At 53.7% G+C, this 15,538-nt stretch carries 16 protein-coding genes; 1 reads left to right on the top strand and 15 read right to left on the bottom strand.

The window, feature by feature from the left end:
* Positions 1-68 precede the first annotated feature (68 nt).
* Complete coding sequence (locus ACZ481_RS07495; RefSeq protein ID WP_464769541.1) at positions 69-1,628, top strand: sigma 54-interacting transcriptional regulator; 1,560 nt, start codon at positions 69-71, stop codon at positions 1,626-1,628.
* Positions 1,629-1,668: 40 nt separating this feature from the next.
* On the opposite strand, the gene ACZ481_RS07490 is transcribed toward ACZ481_RS07495, so the two are convergent.
* The 15 genes from ACZ481_RS07490 to ACZ481_RS07420 all read right to left on the bottom strand — a co-directional run bounded on the left by ACZ481_RS07490 (position 1,669) and on the right by ACZ481_RS07420 (position 15,526).
* A complete protein-coding gene (locus ACZ481_RS07490; protein ID WP_464769540.1) occupies positions 1,669-2,247 on the bottom strand; it encodes a GerMN domain-containing protein in 579 nt (192 codons plus the stop codon).
* A gap of 13 nt (positions 2,248-2,260) precedes the next feature.
* Positions 2,261-3,394, bottom strand: a complete 1,134-nt coding sequence (locus tag ACZ481_RS07485; protein ID WP_464769539.1) for an N-acetylmuramoyl-L-alanine amidase family protein — start codon at positions 3,392-3,394, stop codon at positions 2,261-2,263.
* Positions 3,395-3,528: 134 nt separating this feature from the next.
* A complete protein-coding gene (locus tag ACZ481_RS07480; protein ID WP_464769538.1) occupies positions 3,529-3,756 on the bottom strand; it encodes a DUF3006 domain-containing protein in 228 nt (75 codons plus the stop codon).
* Between the two features lie 6 nt (positions 3,757-3,762).
* Complete coding sequence (locus ACZ481_RS07475; RefSeq protein WP_464769537.1) at positions 3,763-4,671, bottom strand: ComEC/Rec2 family competence protein; 909 nt, start codon at positions 4,669-4,671, stop codon at positions 3,763-3,765.
* Positions 4,672-4,768: 97 nt separating this feature from the next.
* Positions 4,769-5,119 (bottom strand): type II toxin-antitoxin system PemK/MazF family toxin, encoded by a 351-nt coding sequence (locus ACZ481_RS07470; RefSeq protein ID WP_464769536.1) that lies wholly within the window; start codon positions 5,117-5,119, stop codon positions 4,769-4,771.
* A 2-nt stretch (positions 5,120-5,121) separates the two neighbouring features.
* Positions 5,122-5,397 carry a CopG family ribbon-helix-helix protein gene (locus ACZ481_RS07465; protein WP_325522140.1) on the bottom strand — a complete coding sequence of 92 codons (276 nt, stop codon included), beginning with the start codon at positions 5,395-5,397 and terminating at the stop codon, positions 5,122-5,124.
* An 87-nt stretch (positions 5,398-5,484) separates the two neighbouring features.
* Positions 5,485-7,035, bottom strand: a complete 1,551-nt coding sequence (locus ACZ481_RS07460; protein WP_464769535.1) for an NAD(P)H-hydrate dehydratase — start codon at positions 7,033-7,035, stop codon at positions 5,485-5,487.
* Positions 7,035-7,415 (bottom strand): holo-ACP synthase, encoded by a 381-nt coding sequence (gene acpS, locus ACZ481_RS07455; RefSeq protein ID WP_464769534.1) that lies wholly within the window; start codon positions 7,413-7,415, stop codon positions 7,035-7,037. Before acpS ends, ACZ481_RS07460 begins: the two co-directional genes overlap by 1 nt.
* Positions 7,416-7,541: 126 nt before the next feature.
* Positions 7,542-8,288: a polyprenol monophosphomannose synthase gene (locus tag ACZ481_RS07450; RefSeq protein ID WP_464769533.1), complete on the bottom strand. Its 747-nt coding sequence runs from the start codon at positions 8,286-8,288 to the stop codon at positions 7,542-7,544.
* 223 nt (positions 8,289-8,511) lie between these two features.
* Entirely contained in the window at positions 8,512-9,282 is a 771-nt protein-coding gene (locus tag ACZ481_RS07445; RefSeq protein WP_464769532.1) for a flagellar motor protein MotB, read from the bottom strand.
* Positions 9,283-10,068, bottom strand: a complete 786-nt coding sequence (gene motA / locus ACZ481_RS07440; protein ID WP_464769531.1) for a flagellar motor stator protein MotA — start codon at positions 10,066-10,068, stop codon at positions 9,283-9,285.
* 192 nt (positions 10,069-10,260) lie between these two features.
* Positions 10,261-11,286, bottom strand: a complete 1,026-nt coding sequence (splB, locus tag ACZ481_RS07435; protein WP_464769530.1) for a spore photoproduct lyase — start codon at positions 11,284-11,286, stop codon at positions 10,261-10,263.
* A 98-nt stretch (positions 11,287-11,384) separates the two neighbouring features.
* Positions 11,385-12,764: an FAD-dependent oxidoreductase gene (locus tag ACZ481_RS07430; RefSeq protein ID WP_464769529.1), complete on the bottom strand. Its 1,380-nt coding sequence runs from the start codon at positions 12,762-12,764 to the stop codon at positions 11,385-11,387.
* 68 nt (positions 12,765-12,832) lie between these two features.
* Positions 12,833-13,345 (bottom strand): ferritin, encoded by a 513-nt coding sequence (locus ACZ481_RS07425; protein WP_464769528.1) that lies wholly within the window; start codon positions 13,343-13,345, stop codon positions 12,833-12,835.
* 96 nt (positions 13,346-13,441) lie between these two features.
* The gene (locus ACZ481_RS07420; RefSeq protein ID WP_464769527.1) at positions 13,442-15,526 is read right to left on the bottom strand and encodes a thioredoxin domain-containing protein; all 2,085 of its coding nucleotides are present in this window, start codon (positions 15,524-15,526) and stop codon (positions 13,442-13,444) included.
* Positions 15,527-15,538 lie beyond the last annotated feature (12 nt).

The following is a 15,538-nucleotide window of genomic DNA, read 5'->3' as shown; positions in this document are numbered from 1 at the left end:
AAGGAATTCCTGTCAAAACAGCAAATTTATTCCATAGGTAGTGGACACAAACGTCAGGAGGCCTCAAAATGGATAAGCTGCGATTAAAAATATCCAATATTGACAGGCTCGGCCTTGTCCTTGATATCTCACGGGTGCTTGCGGCCAGAGAAATCAATATTATCTCCATGGAGCTCGAACTTAACACAATTTATATTGAAATCGAGCCGCTGGATGATATCGGGAAACAAGCGCTTATCCACGAGCTGTGCAGGATTGAGCAGGTAACAGCAGTAAACGAGATTACCCTCATGCCGCATCAGGAGCGGGCAGAACAGCTTAACGCCGTGCTGACCTCGGTTAGTGACGGCATAATCGGGATTGACCTTGACGGCCGCATTACCCAATACAATCCGGCGGCCGAGAAAATTATCCAGCTACCGGCGAGCGAGGTGCTGGGGCAGGCATTTACTGCTGTCTTTCCCGCCAACAGTCCGCTGCTGGAGGCCTTGCATGTCGGGACCCGCTATAACAACCGCGAGGTTATGCTGGAAAAAACCAAAAGCCATTATTTGTCAAGCGGGCGGCCGATCATTGATAAAACCGGACGTATCATTGGCGCTGTAGCCATTATTAAAGACATCAGCGCCGTCCGTGAACTGGTCTTAACTATGACCAGCCAGTTAAAAGTAACTTTTGATGAGATCCTATTTACCAGTCAGTCCATGCAACGGGTCGTTACCTTTGCCAAATCCATTGCCAGAGGGGAGTCGACCGTACTTATCCGGGGGGAAACCGGTACAGGCAAGGAACTGATCGCCAGGGCGCTGCATGCCGCCTCACCGCGCGGTAAAAAAATCTTTGTGCCGCTGAACTGCGCCGCCATCCCCGATGCCCTGCTGGAGAGCGAGCTGTTCGGCTATGAGGACGGAGCCTTTACCGGCGCCGCCAAAGGCGGCAAACCGGGCTTGTTTGAATTCGCCAACAACGGCACTATTTTTCTGGATGAAATCGGCGAAATCCCTGCCCACCTGCAGGCTAAACTGCTGCGGGTGCTGCAGGAGGGCAAAGTCAGGCGGATCGGCAGCAGCCGTGAAATTCCCGTAAATGTCCGGGTCCTGGCAGCAACCAACCGGAATCTGGAAAGTATGATTATGAAAGGCAGTTTTCGGGAAGATCTGTATTACCGGCTAAATGTAATCCCCTTATTCATCCCGCCGCTCCGTGAGCGCAAAGACGATATCCCCCTCTTGATCCAGCTTTTTCTCAAGCGCTGTGCCGCCCGTCTCCAGAAAGAGACCGACACCATCAGCCAGCAGGCGCTGGCAAAGCTGACCAGCTACCACTGGCCCGGCAATATCCGCGAGCTGGAGAATGTGATTGAACGCGCCGTCACCATCGTTATCGGCAACATCATCCAGGCCGAACATATTATCTTCGATCAGGATTATTCACCGGTGACACCAGCCCTCCCCCAGGCCTGCAACCGGACATTAGAAGAAATTGTCAGAGAGGTTGAGCAGGAGGTCCTCATAAAAGCGATGGCCAAGCACACAACCTCCCGGCAGTTAGGAACCGTTTTAGGCTTATCCCATACAGCAGTGCTCAAAAAACTGCACAAATACGGGCTGACATTAAAACGGAACTGAACTTAAAAAACAGCAGTTCTTCAGAAGAACTGCTGTTTTTTTACTGTTTTTTAATAATCTTGTCTGACCGGCTCAAGGGTTCACTGATATCCATGTGGCCTGTAATCGTGTTAATCTTTTTGCCTTCAACCAAAATCTGCACCTGGTGAATATCGGGGAACTCGGTAAGGGTATTGACAATAGCGCCGACCAGCAAGGTTTCGCTGGTCGAGCCGCCCACATTCTTTTTGATGATTTTATCGTCAAAATCCACATAGGCTATATGGTCTTTAACTTTCAGGTTTTTCAGTTTCGTCCCGGCCGGCATAACACTGACAAGGGCCGGGTCTTTCGTCCCGGTTAGCAGCAATTCAATCGCAGTGCGGGCCGGCTGGCTGTTGACAGGCACTTTATGAACCTCAGGCACAAGCAGCATAGCGTCTTTCGTCGCATGGTAAACAACAAGCTGCATCGTCCGTTCCGGACTGGCAGCCGTGCCGGGTTGCGGCGATTGTACCGGGGTCGTCTCCTCCGTTCCCGCTGCCGGCTGATTAACAGGCGCCGAACTGTCGCAGCCGGCAGCCAAAACCATTACTGTCAGCAGGAAGGCCATTATTAGCAATCTCAAATTATTTTTCATAATACCCACCTCTTTAGTTTAGCTTGGCAGCCTGGTCAAAAAACCGTTCCAGCCCCCGAACTATTCCTAGAGACATTTTCTGTTGAAAATCGGGCAGGCTGAGGAGTTTTTCCTCATCAGGGTTCGAAATAAACGCCAGCTCAATCAGCGCCGCCGGCATCCGGGTCCGCTTAATCACATAAAAGTTGGCGGGATTCACCCGGCGGTCCTGCAGTTTCCCCGCCTCCACCAGACTTGTTTGCAAGGCCTGGGCCAACATCAAATCATATTTTGTTTTCTGGTAGTAATACGTGGACGTGCCGCCTACAGACGGGTCGGTAAAGGCATTTATATGGATACTTAAAAACACATCCGCCTTCCGGCTGTTCGCAAGCCCCGACCGGGCGCTAAGCTCTTCCACCGCTGACGCCTTGGGGCCAAAAACATCACGGTCGTCCTCGCGGGTCATAATGACCTTGGCCCCGGCCTTCTCGAGCAAGGCCTGAACCCGCTTGGCCACCGCCAGCGTTGCGGTTTTCTCCATATAATTACTGGGGCCGATTGCCCCGGGATCACTGCCGCCATGGCCGGGATCAAGGACAATGACCTTGTTTTTCAGACCGGGTGCAAAGGAATAATCAGGCAGAGGCACAGGCTTGTTGATATCGACAACAACCCGGAAAGGCCTCTTGGCCTGGGGATCACTGGGCAGGGTAAATACCCGGTAGTCCAAATCGTCGACCGTGCTCGGCAGGTCAAAAATCACCTTGGTATCCTTGCCGCTGACGGCAAAGCTGACTTTCTCCAGCACTTTGCCGTCAAAAGTAACATTTTTAATCGTTTTGGCCGGGGTTGTCCCTTTTATGGTTACACTTAACTGCGGCGTAGGACCGGCAATAACAACACCACTTGCTTCCACAGGGCCGGATACATCCATGACCAGCCGCAGCATGGCCGAACCGGTTAAGGCCTCGGTATGATTGGCCCACCTGACCTGACTCAACTCCAACTGACGGCCGGACCCGCGCGGCTCAACAGTTTTGCCGGCACTTACTTTCGGCAGGCCGATAGCAGGCTTGGCAGCGGGAGCTGTATCCGGAGCGGCATATACACCTGTCCAGGAAAGCATAAGCAGGACAAGCAAAAACAGAAACGCTATCTTTCGCACTCAAGGCACCTCCAAACCGCGAAGTGTCCTGATAATATTCGTGATCTTTGTCAAAAATCCTGCAGGACTTGACTCGTATTTACTAAAAAATTACAACATTTGTCCTGAATGGGTTACAGCCGGCGCCCAGCCGGTTATTTTTCATTCCCCTGTTGTCGAATAATCTGCTCCAGCAGGGCGTCCGCCTCCGCCAGGGCCTGTTTGGTGGCTGCGGCATCGACAGTGATCTCGATGGCCAGAATATCGCCTTCCTTGCTTGCCGGCAGCAGCCCCCGGGGCCAATTGACCCCCACCTCCTGCTCCCCCACCAATAATACCGCCTTATTGCCCTCAAACCGGTCAATAACTGCTTTTACTTTCATAAAGGCTTATCGCTCCTTCATAATCGCATAGGTCTTGCCATCGCTCGTAACAGTCAGCGTTCCCTCCGTGTCGGTGCGGTATACCCGCATTTTTCTGTCACTGTATCTCTTCAGGACCACTTTATGGGGATGTCCGTACTCATTGCCGGCTCCCAGCGAGATAAGCGCAGCCTCGGCCTTCACCGCTTTCAGAAAAGGCAGGGTCGAAGAGGTCTTGCTGCCGTGGTGGCCGCTTTTCAGCAAGGTGCTCTTCAGGCCGGCCGCACCTTTTTTAAGCAGCCGCTCCTCCGCTTCCTTTTCCGCATCCCCGGTCATCAGCATGGAGAAATCCCCGTATACTAGCTTGGCCACAATCGAATTATTGTTCAAATCCGGTTCCGAACCGCCGATAAACGGCTGCTCCGGCGCCAGGACACGGAGCACTGCTTCATTACCCAATTCGATGGTTGTTCCGGCCGCAACCACAGTAAAGGGAATTTTTTTCTTGCTAATCTGGGTTAAATATTGCCGGTACAGGTTGGTGGTGGTCTTCTGGCCGCTGTCATATACCTGCCGGACAGTAAAATTGGCCAACACAGCGGCAGCGCCCCCGATATGATCGGCGTGCGGATGGGTGATAATCAGTTTATCCACCGTGGTAATCCCCTGGCTTTTCAGCATCCTGACCAGCTTATCCCTGGCCGGGACATCGCCGGTGTCGATTAGCGCCACCTGTTCATTGGTACGGATCAGAATGGCATCGCCCTGGCCCACATCAAGCACCTGCACAGTCAGCGGCGCGCCGGCGGCAGCCGCAGCCGGCACTTTGCCACCAGGCTGGGCGGTTGTCCCGGCACCGCCGCAGCCAGTCGCAATAATAACGGCAAACAATGCCACGGCTATAACCAGCCATGACCAAGTGCGTGTTAACTTCATTACATTTTCTCTCCCCTATGTAGCTCTGCCCAAACCGGCAGCATGCAAAATCAGCAGGACAAACTAAAAATAGGCAGTTTCCCGCCTACACCTAGCCCTACAATTGAACCAAGCCAATACTGATCCGTATCGCTTCGTCCACCCTGGTCATAATCTCTTCACTTAAATGTGTGACTTTTTCCCTGAGACGCCGCTTGTCAATAGTCCGGAGCTGCTCCAGCAGCACCACCGAATCTTTCTCAAGATTATACTGACTGGCATTTACTTCAACATGTGTGGGCAGTTTGGCCTTGGATATCTGTGACGTGATCGCCGCGACAATAACCGTGGGGCTGTATTTGTTGCCAACATCATTTTGAATGACCAAAACCGGCCTGTGGCCTCCCTGCTCCGAGCCAACCACAGGACTCAAATTAGCGTAATAAATATCTCCGCGCTTGACAATCATCGCTATTCACGCTCCGCCAGCAGGCCGGGCATCAGTTCAAATGTGTCAATATCAGCCAGCAGGCCTTCCTCGGCCAATGCCAGATTTATGACCGCCATTTCCTGATACCCCTTTTTCATCATATCCCGTACCGCTTTTCGCTTGCGTTCTTCTATATAAAGACGCATGGCTTCTCTGACAAACTGACTTCTGCTCAATTTGTCCATAGCTATTATGCCGTCTACTTCCTGCAACAAGGCATTCGGAATACTTATCATGATCCGCCGTAACTCTGCCACACCTTCACCCCCGCCAGTATGGAGCATATTAAAAGATAATATTATTATATAAGCAATTATATACCACTGTCAACTTTTTTATATACTTTAATAGCCTTTTATTCCGTACAATGCTGCCGGCACCGCTTTTATCAGATCTGTCGCCGTCAGGCCGACCATGCCGGCAGCTGCCGCCACATCACCGGCCAGGCCGTGAACATACACCCCGGCCACCGCCGCATCATGGCTGGAAAGCCCCTGGGCGATCAGGCCGGCAATAATCCCGGTAAGGGCATCACCGGTGCCGCCGGTGGCCATGCCTGCATTGCCGCTGGTATTAATATATACTTCTCCATCGGGAAAAGCAACAACTGTACGGGCCCCTTTAAGCACAACAATGCTGCCCCATTCGCCGGCCGCCTGCCGGGCCACTGTTACCCGGTCAGCGTTTACCGCCTGAACAGAGAGACCGGTCAGCCTTGCCATCTCACCGGGGTGTGGCGTCAACACCGGCAACGCGCTGCAGTCAGCAAGAATAGCGGTATAGCCGGCCAGGGCATTTAATGCATCGGCATCAATCACCAGCGGGCAGCCGGCCGCCGCGATCACCGCCCGGACCATCGCCCCGGTTTCTTCCTGCCGGCCGAGCCCCGGCCCAATAGCCAGCACGTCACTGGCCGACGCCAGGTCGATAATCGTCTGTACCGCAGCCTGGGCAACAGTACCGGCAGCGGTTTCCGCCAGCGGCCTTGTCATTACCTCGGTCAGCTTGACTGCCAATACGGCCTGCAGGCTGGCGGGCGCGGCCAGGGTAATCAGACCGGCCCCGGCCCGCAGGGCGCCTTCGGCGGTCATCGCCGCAGCCCCGCTCAGCCCGCGCGAACCGGCCACCACCGCCAGCCGTCCGTTCTCGCCCTTATGGGCGGCCGGGCTGCGCCGGGGCAGTATTGCCCCGATCATATCGGCCATAATGATATTTTGCTTAATTTCCTGCCCGGTCACAATCGCCGCCGGGATACCAATATCAGCCACCGTGAGCTGGCCGGCGCATTCCGCCCCGGGATATAAGAAGAGGCCCGGCTTCGGCAGCCCCAGGGTAACCGTATGGCTGGCCTGCACCGCCCGGCCGTAAACCCGGCCCGTATCAGCATCCACACCGGAGGGGATATCCACCGCCACGACCGGTTTGCCGGCGGCATTAATCAGTTCAATCAGCTGGGCCATATCACCGCTGGGTTCACCGCAAAACCCGGTGCCGGCCAGGGCATCCACCAGACAATCGGCAAAGGTCACGGCAACTTTTACCTTGTCCCACACCCGCTCATGGTTAATCTCAATAATGTCAATGCCCATTAAATCAATGATATCAAGGTTGAGTCTAGCATCACCGCCCACAGCCGCTTTTTCCCCCAGCAGAAATACTTTAACCTTAGCGCCCTGGTTGGCCAGATGCCTGGCAATCACATAGCCATCGCCGCCATTATTGCCTTTGCCGGCCAAAATACAAAACTTCCGTTCCGACAGCGGCTCCAGCATTGTTTCCAAATGCCGCACCACCGCCACCCCGGCGTTTTCCATCAATACTGCCCCCGGAATACCGTACTCGTTGATAGCAATCCGGTCAATCGTCCGCATTACTTCCGCTGTTGCCGCTTTCATCACTTTCCGTCCCCCTCTAAGACTGCCTGCGCTGCCGCGTATTGCCGGGCATGCGTCAGGGAAATATGGATGGCAGTAACCCCAAGTTCACCGGCCAGCTCGGCAAAGCCGCCGTGCAGCACAATAGCCGGTTTACCGTTGGCGGCAGTTACAACCTCAATGTCTTTCACCTTTCCGCCGGCAAAGCCACTGCCAAACGCCTTAGCCACAGCCTCTTTGGCAGCAAACCGGGCAGCGAAGGAGGCTGCCTGCTGAACGCCCCGGCCGCGGCAATAGGCCGCCTCACCGGCCGTAAACACCCGCCGGACGAACGCCTCCTGCTCCACAGCCGCCTTAATTCTGTCTATCTCCACAATATCAGTGCCAATACCAATAATCATATGTCACCTTCCATAAATTTACAGACAAGACTTCAACGTTAATTATAACCTAAAACAGACAATAAAAAAACTAGGTTTTTTCACCTAGCTACAATAAAATTGCCCATACAAGCCCCATAAAAGCGCTTAACTCAGATTATTGGGCCCCATAACCAGGCTTTGCCGCAAAAATTTTTGCCGGGCCCGCAGCTTTAGAACCATCAACAGCGCTTCCCGGAAAATAGAAGGAGACATTTTGGATTCTCCCCCCAGCCGCTCTTCAAACACAATAGGCACTTCCTTAATCCTAAACCCCAGCAAGTAAGCGCGGTAGGTCATCTCAATCTGAAAACAATAGCCGGTCGACTGGATTTTATCAAGGTCAACAGCCTCTAGCACCTGGCGGCGAAAACATTTAAAGCCGCCGGTCAGGTCATGAAAGGGAATATTAAGAATAAGGCGGGAATAGATACTGCCGCCCATGCTGATCAACCGGCGCAGAGGCTTCCAGTTGGTTACCCCGCCCCCGGCCACATACCGGCTCCCCAGCACCACATCATACTGGGCGCTGGCCGCTATAAAGTGCGGTAAATACTTGGGATTATGGGAGAAATCGGCATCCATCTCCAAGATAAGCTCATACCCCCGCGCCAGGGCCCACTTAAAGCCGGCAATATAAGCCGTGCCCAGACCAAGCTTGCCTGGCCGTTTGAGCAGAAAGAGCCTGCCCCCGTATGTTTCCGCCTGCAATTGCTCAATCAGTTCCCCGGTCCCGTCCGGGGAGGCATCATCCACAACCAGAATATGAATACCGGGCACAGCCCTGTAAATTAAATATAATAACCGGGCAATATTACTCCGCTCATTAAAGGTCGGAATAATTACAAGCTGCATACACTGCATCCTCCCCTGCCTGCCGCCTTTACACCACCAGGGGCGAAACGTGCCGCTCCTGTTCATCCGGTATAGTATTGGGCAAATGCCGGTAAATTATATTAACTTTTTGCTTTGGAAAAAAATGCATCCGCCCAAGCCGCTGCCGCTTCCTGCCAGGGAATAAAAAAACGAGGCCCCATTGCCTCGTTCAAACAAACAAAACCCAATGTATATCCTGGCCTCAGGGGCGATAATTGCGCTGAATGAATACCTCAACCCGCCGGTTGGCAGACCGGCCCTCGGCCGTATCGTTGCTGGCCACCGGCCGGTATTCGCCATAACCGGTGGCGCTAAACCGCTCCGGCCTGAGCCCCGGTTCCTGAACCATCAGGAATCTCATAAAATTTACGGCCCGCTGCGAGCTAAGCTCCCAGTTGGAGGGAAACTGCCTGGTGTTGATGGGCACCGTATCGGTGTGGCCGGATACAGTAACTTTTTGCGTCAGCGGCGACAATAACTGGGCAATCTGTGTGCCAAAACGGCGGGACTCGGCCCGCAGCTCGGCACTGCCTGACGGAAACAGGGCCGTATCCTGAATGCGGATCATCAGCCCGTCATCAGTCAGCGCTGTCGACAAGTCACCGCTCAGGCCATTGTCACCTATATATTTATCAAGCATCTTTTTCAACTCGATCAATTGCGCCGTTTCCTGCATGTACGCCTTTTCATTAATCCCGTTCATCGCGTTCATTACAGCAGGTATCTGCGGCACAGCCGGATTGGCCTGGCTGGTTTCAGGCTGCGGCGGCTTAGGGCTCTCCAGCAAAGCCGGACTGCCGTTAAAAGCCACATTAAAAGAGGCTGCGATCTGATCAAACTTTTTCTGATCCAGCTGGGCTGAGGCAAATAAGACAATAAACAGGGCCAGCAGCAAAGTCAGGAGGTCGGCATAAGGAATCAGCCAGGTCTCATCGGCATGCTCCTCATGGTGTTCTTTTTTCTTTCTGCTCATCTATTTATCCTCCGGTTTTGGCTTTAGCAGCTCCCGGACCCTTTGCGGAATGAACACCAGCAATTTGGATTCAATAGCCATTGGTGAATCACCGGCCTGCAGCGACAAAATCCCTTCGACCATCATCCGTTTGACTTCTACCTCTTCCTTGGAAATCAGTTTGAGCTTAGTGGCAAACGGATGCCAAATCACATAACCGGTAAATATCCCCAGCAAAGTGGCCACAAACGCCGCGGCAATGGAATGGCCCAGCATTTCAATATCATCAAGGCTGCCCAGAGCCGCAATCAAGCCAATTACCGCCCCTAAAACGCCCAGTGTCGGCGCATACATGCCGGCCTGGGAAAAAATCAGGGCCCCATTGCGATGGCGTTCTTCCATCGCTTCAATGTCAGCGTCCAGCACATCCCGGACAAAATCCACATCCATCCCGTCAATGACCATGCCCATCCCATTCTTTAAGAACGGGTCCTTAATATCCTCAAGCTTGCTTTCCAGCGCCAGAATCCCTTCCCGGCGCGCAACCTGCGACAAATCGACAAATAGTCGGAGCAGCTGCTCTTTGGGGATACGTTCTTCCTGGTTAAACAGCTTTTTAAGCAATACAGGGAAATTTTTGAGATGTTCCATAGGGAATGCATTAAACAGGCTGGCTGCGGTTCCCACCAAAATAATTATAAATGCTGCCGGATTTATAAGTGCAGCAGGACTTGCGCCTTTTAGCGCCATGCCGGTAATAATAGCAAAAATCCCCAGGAAGATTCCGATAACTGTTGACTTCTCCAATGAAAGCCCTCCCAATAACATATAAGCAACAACATCATCACATAATTGTATATCGTAATTTTTGGGACAATAGTTAAGGGATTCTCGAAACAAAAAAAAAGTCCTGCCAAATAACGACAGGAAACGCCTAGTGGTCTGTCTACTTGAGCAAGCGCAAAAGAATTCGTGAAAATTTCGCAAGACAAGGCAAATTCAGACAAAATACTCGATTTTCGCCTGAGGAAAAACAGCGGTCAAACGGCCTGTCATAAACTCTTTGATCTCCTGCAAAACCTCCGGCTGATAAATATACTTGCCGTAGCCAAACTGACCGTATTTAAATTTCCGCTCCTTCTCCTCCATCGGTAAATCCGTCTCGGGAAACAAGTCCAAAATATTATTTTTGGCCCGTTTGGTAAAGCGGTGGGAAATCAGTTCGAAAGTCAGATCCGTTCTGGCCGCAGCCGGTAATTGGGCGTCAAGGGCCGTTACCAGCCGGTCATACTCCTGCTGCCAGCCGGGGAAATAGAAAATCGGCGCAATAATAAAACCTAGCGGATAACCGGCCCCGGCAACCTTGCCGGCAGCCGCCACCCGTTCCAGCATCGACGGTGTCACATGCTCATACTTCTCTATCACCGGGGCCGCATTCAGACTGAAGCGGAAACGGGTATGGCCATTATGCCGGGCCGACAGCAGGCTGTCCACCTTGTCATGCTTGGTAACAAAACGGAACCGCCCCAGCTCCTGGCGGCCGAAGAATTCAATGGTTTTAAACAACAGGCCTGTCAGATATTCCGTCGGGATCGGGTCGGAGGTGGCCGCTCCCTCAAACCAGGTAATAGAGGGCGCCCGCTCGCCGATATAGGCTTCGGCCTGGGCAAAGATATCCTCAATATTTACATATACCCGGAGATAGGGCTTTTTGCCCAGGGTAGTCGCCAGATAACAGTATTCACACATACTCGGACAACTGGTGTTGAGCGGCAGCTGATAATGGGCCGAAGGCTTGCAGCTGGCAAACTGAGTCCCTTTTCTGACCCCGACGACCAAGGTGCGCTTAGCCTCGCGGAACGATTCGCGGGCCGTGCTGCCGGGAATCCCGGTCACCCGGTTATGAGAGCCGGTAAACTGGACCGGCACAGCCAGGTCCTGCAGCTTTTCATATATTTCCTTGCCCAGGGGATAATCGAGGGCTTTAGGTTCAAAAAAAGCGCGTTTGGGTACAAACACATTCATGACGGCAGTTCACCTCACTAGTAGTGTGAACCGCCGTCATGAATTTTACCCAACCGGTTTCATTTATTTTTCCTCGCCAGCCTGGGCCGGTATTCCCTTTACTTGGCCTGCAGCTTATTCATCGCGACATTGGCGGCAATAGCCACATTGTCAATCGGGCTGCTGTACGGCGGCGCATAGGCCAGGTCGATATCAAACAGGTCATCAATCGTTGCGCCCATAGTAATCGCTGCCGCCACAACATCAACCCGTTTTGACACATCACCCCTGCCAAAAATTTGAGCGCCGAGGACCTTGCGGCTGGCTGCCTCAACGATCAGCTTTACCGTTATCAGCTTAGAGTCCGGCATATAGTGAGGCTTATCCGGGGCGGCTGCCGTCGCGGTTACATAGTGATAACCCAGGGCTTTCGCTTCCCGCTCGGTCAGGCCTGTCTTGCCGACATGAAACTCGAGCAGCCGGACAGCAACCGTATTCAGCACCCCGCGAAAGGCAACGCGGTTGCCGCCGATATTCTCGCCGATCACCCGGCCATGCTTGTTGGCGGTGGAACCCATGGGCGCAAACACCTTTTTGCCGGAAATAATATTGGTATTCTCGGCACAATCGCCGCCGGCGTAAATAGCGGGGTCACTTGTCTGCAAATATTCATTTACCGCGATCGCCCCGGAGGGACCGATAGCCAGACCGGCGGCCTTGGCCAGTTCCGTATTGGGCCGGACGCCAATCGCCAGTATCACAATATCAGCCGGAATAACCCGTTTATCGGTTACCACCGCCTTAACCGCACCGTTTTCACCGTCAAACCGCGCCACCTTCTCGCCCAGCCGCAGCGTGATGCCGGCAGCCCGGGCATAATCGGCCACGGCGGCCGCCGCCTCGGTATCCAGGAAAGCGGCAAATACCTGGTCCTGCATCTCAATCACCGTTACCGCAACGCCCCGGGACGTAAAAGCCTCGGCCATTTCCATGCCCACAAGCCCGGCGCCAATAATCACCGCCTGCTTGATCCGGCCGTTATCGATTCCGGCCCGGACCGCAGCCGCATCATCGGGGTGCCAGAACTGATGGATTCCCCCCAGCTCAATCCCCGGCAGCGGCGGCCTGACAGGGCTGGCGCCGGTGGCAATGACCAGCTTGTCATAAGGGAAAACCATCTCGGCACCGGTGTCCAGATTTCTGGCCGCGACCGTTTTCGCTTCCCGGTCAATAGCCGTAACCAGCGTACGGATGCGTACATCCACATCCTTGTCCTGTTTGAAAAATTCCGGATTGCGCACTGCCCCGGCCGAGGTTTTTACAAAATCACTGATATCGGCAATCATGCCGCCTACATAAAAGGGCATCCCGCAAGCGCCATAAGAAATGAGCGAGCCTTTTTCCAACACAATAATCTCCGCTTCCGGGTCTTCCCGGCGGATCTTCGCGGCCGACTTAAGCCCGGCCGCCACCGCCCCAATGATGACGATTCTGTTCATAAACACTCCTCCTGCCCCCGGCGGGGGTTTGTTTAAACAAAAGACCCCGTCCCCGGGGTCTCTTATTGCTACTGAGCAGGTGCAGCCGGCGGCTGATAGACTCTGGCCGCCAGTTCTTTATCCAGATAGAACAAACCGGCACTGTCGCCAACCATTCTTAACTGTTCGAGCACCTCACTGGCCGAAGCCTCTTCCTCCACCTGCTCGGTTACAAACCACTGCAGGAAAATCTGGGTTGCCACGTCCTTTTCCTCAACAGCAACTGCATAGAGCTGATTAATCAGACTAGTAACATGCTCTTCATGGGCCAATATTTTCTCAAATACCTCAACCGGTTTGCCGAACTCGGCCGGCGGCGCCGCCAGCGCCTGTAACTCCAGCTGGCCGCCGCGCTCAAGGATATAATCAACAAACTTTAAGGCATGCATCATTTCTTCCTGATACTGCACCCGGAGCCAGTTGGCAAACCCCTTCAGGTTTTTCGACATACAGTACCCCGACATGGCCAGATAGAGATTAGCTGAATACATTTCCGCCTGGATCTGGCTGTTGATAGCGTCTTGCAATTTGGCAGTAATCAATGTGTTGCGCCCCCTTCCTATTCCATTCAACTATATTTTACTAATTTTACGAAATTCAGACAAGCCTTTTGTCGGCCCGGCCGTGAGCCCTACGGCTTATTCCTCAAGCTTGGCCCTGGGCAACACCTGTTTAAATTCCTCAACCGTATGGACAGGCTTCCGGCAGGCAAAGTTCTCGCAGATATAGCCGGTTGCCTGGCCGTTGACTGCCCCCTGGCCGGCAGCCACAGGCACGAGCTCCCAGTTGTCGGCCTGATAGTCCGGGTCATTGTAGACAACCGTCGTCGCCGGCATAAAACTCTGCCCGGCCAGCGCCAGCATGGCCTGGACATTGGGATCCTGCTTCGCCCCGGCAATCACGATATGACTCGGCGGGGTCAGATAATAATCAAGGGCCAGCAAGAAATAGGTATAGGCCCGGGGATAGCGGGAGATCTCACTGCTGAAACAGCTGAACAGCTTTTCCGCCATGCCGATATACTCGGCATTCTCCGTCAAACGTCCTAACCGCAGCAGGGCCAGCGCCGCCACCGAATTGCCGGAAGGCATGGCGCCGTCATAAATCTCTTTTTGGCGCATCAGCAATTCCTCGCCATCGTTGCCGGTGAAATAAAAACCTCCGTTTTCCTGGTCCCAGAACAATTCTTTCAGATCGGCGCTCAGCGCAATGGCCTGACGCAGATATTTAGGGTTGAAGGTGGTTTCGTACACCTCAAGCAGTCCCCATAACATAAATGCATAATCATCGACATACCCCAGATAGGCCGCATTGCCCTCCCGGTAGCGGGCCAGCAGGCGTTTGCCGTCTTCCGCCGTCAGCTTGGCAAAAATAAAGTTAATGGCTCGCTCCGCCGCCTTGGCATACTCTTCTCTTTGCAGCACCCGCCCGGCTTTGGCCAGAGCGGCAATCATCAGCCCGTTCCAGGCGGTCAGGATCTTATCATCCTTAAAGGGATGGACCCGCTGCTCCCGTTCCTGGTACAGCCTGGCCCTGGCGTCAGCCAGCTTGGCTTCAAGCTCATTAATATCAAGGCTGTGCCGGGCCGCATAGTCATATAAATCCTGCTCAATCAGGTTCAGAATATTTTCGCCCTCAAAATTGCCGGCCGCGGTAACATCGTAGACATCCGCAAACAGCTGGCCCAGCTCTGGTCCCAGCACCGCCGTAATCTCCGCCAGCTTCCAGACATAAAACTTGCCTTCCACCCCTTCCGAGTCGGCATCCTCGGCCGAATAAAATGCGCCGCCCGGGCTGGTCATATCCCGCATTACATAGGTGATAATCTCCTCGGCAATCCGGGCAAAGTCCGGGTCGCCGGTGCACTGATAGGCCTCAACATAGGCATAACACAGCAGCGCGTTGTCGTACAGCATTTTCTCAAAATGCGGCGCCAGCCACTTGTTGTCGGTGGAATAGCGGGCAAAGCCATAGCCCAGATGGTCATAAATCCCGCCCCGGCTCATGGCATCCAGGGTTTTGACCACCATGGCAATGGCTTTTTTATCCCCTGTCCGCCGCCAGTGGCGCATCAGAAACAGGAGATTATGAGGGGTGGGAAATTTAGGCGCCGGCCCAAAGCCGCCATAATTCGGGTCAAAATCACTTAACAGCTGGGCCACAGCCTGCTCCAGCGTCTCTACCGACAACTGTCCCGGCTCCACCTGGGCCGGCCGGTGCTGTAAAGAATGAGCCAGCTTTTCGCCAATCTCCTCAATCTTGTCCCGGTTCTGGTCCCACTGTTCCTTCAGCATTGACAAGACTTCCAGCAGCCCCGGCCGCCCATACATCGCATGCTTCGGCAGATATGTACCGGCAAAAAACGGCTTTTTATCCGGCGTCATCACAATCGTCAGCGGCCAGCCGCCCTGTCCGGTCACCGCCTGGCAAACCGCCATATAGATATGATCCACATCAGGCCGTTCCTCCCGGTCCACCTTAACCGCCACAAAATAATTATTCAACAGCGCGGCAACGGTTTCATCCTCAAACGATTCCCGCTCCATAACATGGCACCAGTGGCACGTACTATAGCCACAACTAAAAAATACCGGCTTGTCTTCTTCCCGCGCCTTCGCGAAAGCTGCTTCACCCCACGGATACCAGTCTATTGGATTGTGTGCATGCTGTAATAGGTATGGACTCTTTTCATTGGCCAGGTGGTTAACGTGCTTAACCGTCACTTAAATCACCTC

Source organism: Sporomusa intestinalis (assembly GCF_055383785.1).
Note: the sequence above shows the minus strand (reverse complement) of the source record. Positions and strands in the feature narration are given on the sequence as shown.

What these genes read in the sequence shown, in the direction of transcription:
- ACZ481_RS07470 (WP_464769536.1), bottom strand. Translation starts at nt 5,119, where the DNA reads ATGATTGTCAAGCGCGGAGATATTTATTACGCTAATTTGAGTCCTGTG.
- ACZ481_RS07495 (WP_464769541.1), top strand. Translation starts at nt 69, where the DNA reads ATGGATAAGCTGCGATTAAAAATATCCAATATTGACAGGCTCGGCCTT.
- ACZ481_RS07480 (WP_464769538.1), bottom strand. Translation starts at nt 3,756, where the DNA reads ATGAAAGTAAAAGCAGTTATTGACCGGTTTGAGGGCAATAAGGCGGTA.
- acpS (WP_464769534.1), bottom strand. Translation starts at nt 7,415, where the DNA reads ATGATTATTGGTATTGGCACTGATATTGTGGAGATAGACAGAATTAAG.
- ACZ481_RS07450 (WP_464769533.1), bottom strand. Translation starts at nt 8,288, where the DNA reads ATGCAGCTTGTAATTATTCCGACCTTTAATGAGCGGAGTAATATTGCC.
- ACZ481_RS07430 (WP_464769529.1), bottom strand. Translation starts at nt 12,764, where the DNA reads ATGAACAGAATCGTCATCATTGGGGCGGTGGCGGCCGGGCTTAAGTCG.
- ACZ481_RS07445 (WP_464769532.1), bottom strand. Translation starts at nt 9,282, where the DNA reads ATGAGCAGAAAGAAAAAAGAACACCATGAGGAGCATGCCGATGAGACC.
- ACZ481_RS07490 (WP_464769540.1), bottom strand. Translation starts at nt 2,247, where the DNA reads ATGAAAAATAATTTGAGATTGCTAATAATGGCCTTCCTGCTGACAGTA.
- splB (WP_464769530.1), bottom strand. Translation starts at nt 11,286, where the DNA reads ATGAATGTGTTTGTACCCAAACGCGCTTTTTTTGAACCTAAAGCCCTC.
- ACZ481_RS07460 (WP_464769535.1), bottom strand. Translation starts at nt 7,035, where the DNA reads ATGAAAGCGGCAACAGCGGAAGTAATGCGGACGATTGACCGGATTGCT.
- ACZ481_RS07475 (WP_464769537.1), bottom strand. Translation starts at nt 4,671, where the DNA reads ATGAAGTTAACACGCACTTGGTCATGGCTGGTTATAGCCGTGGCATTG.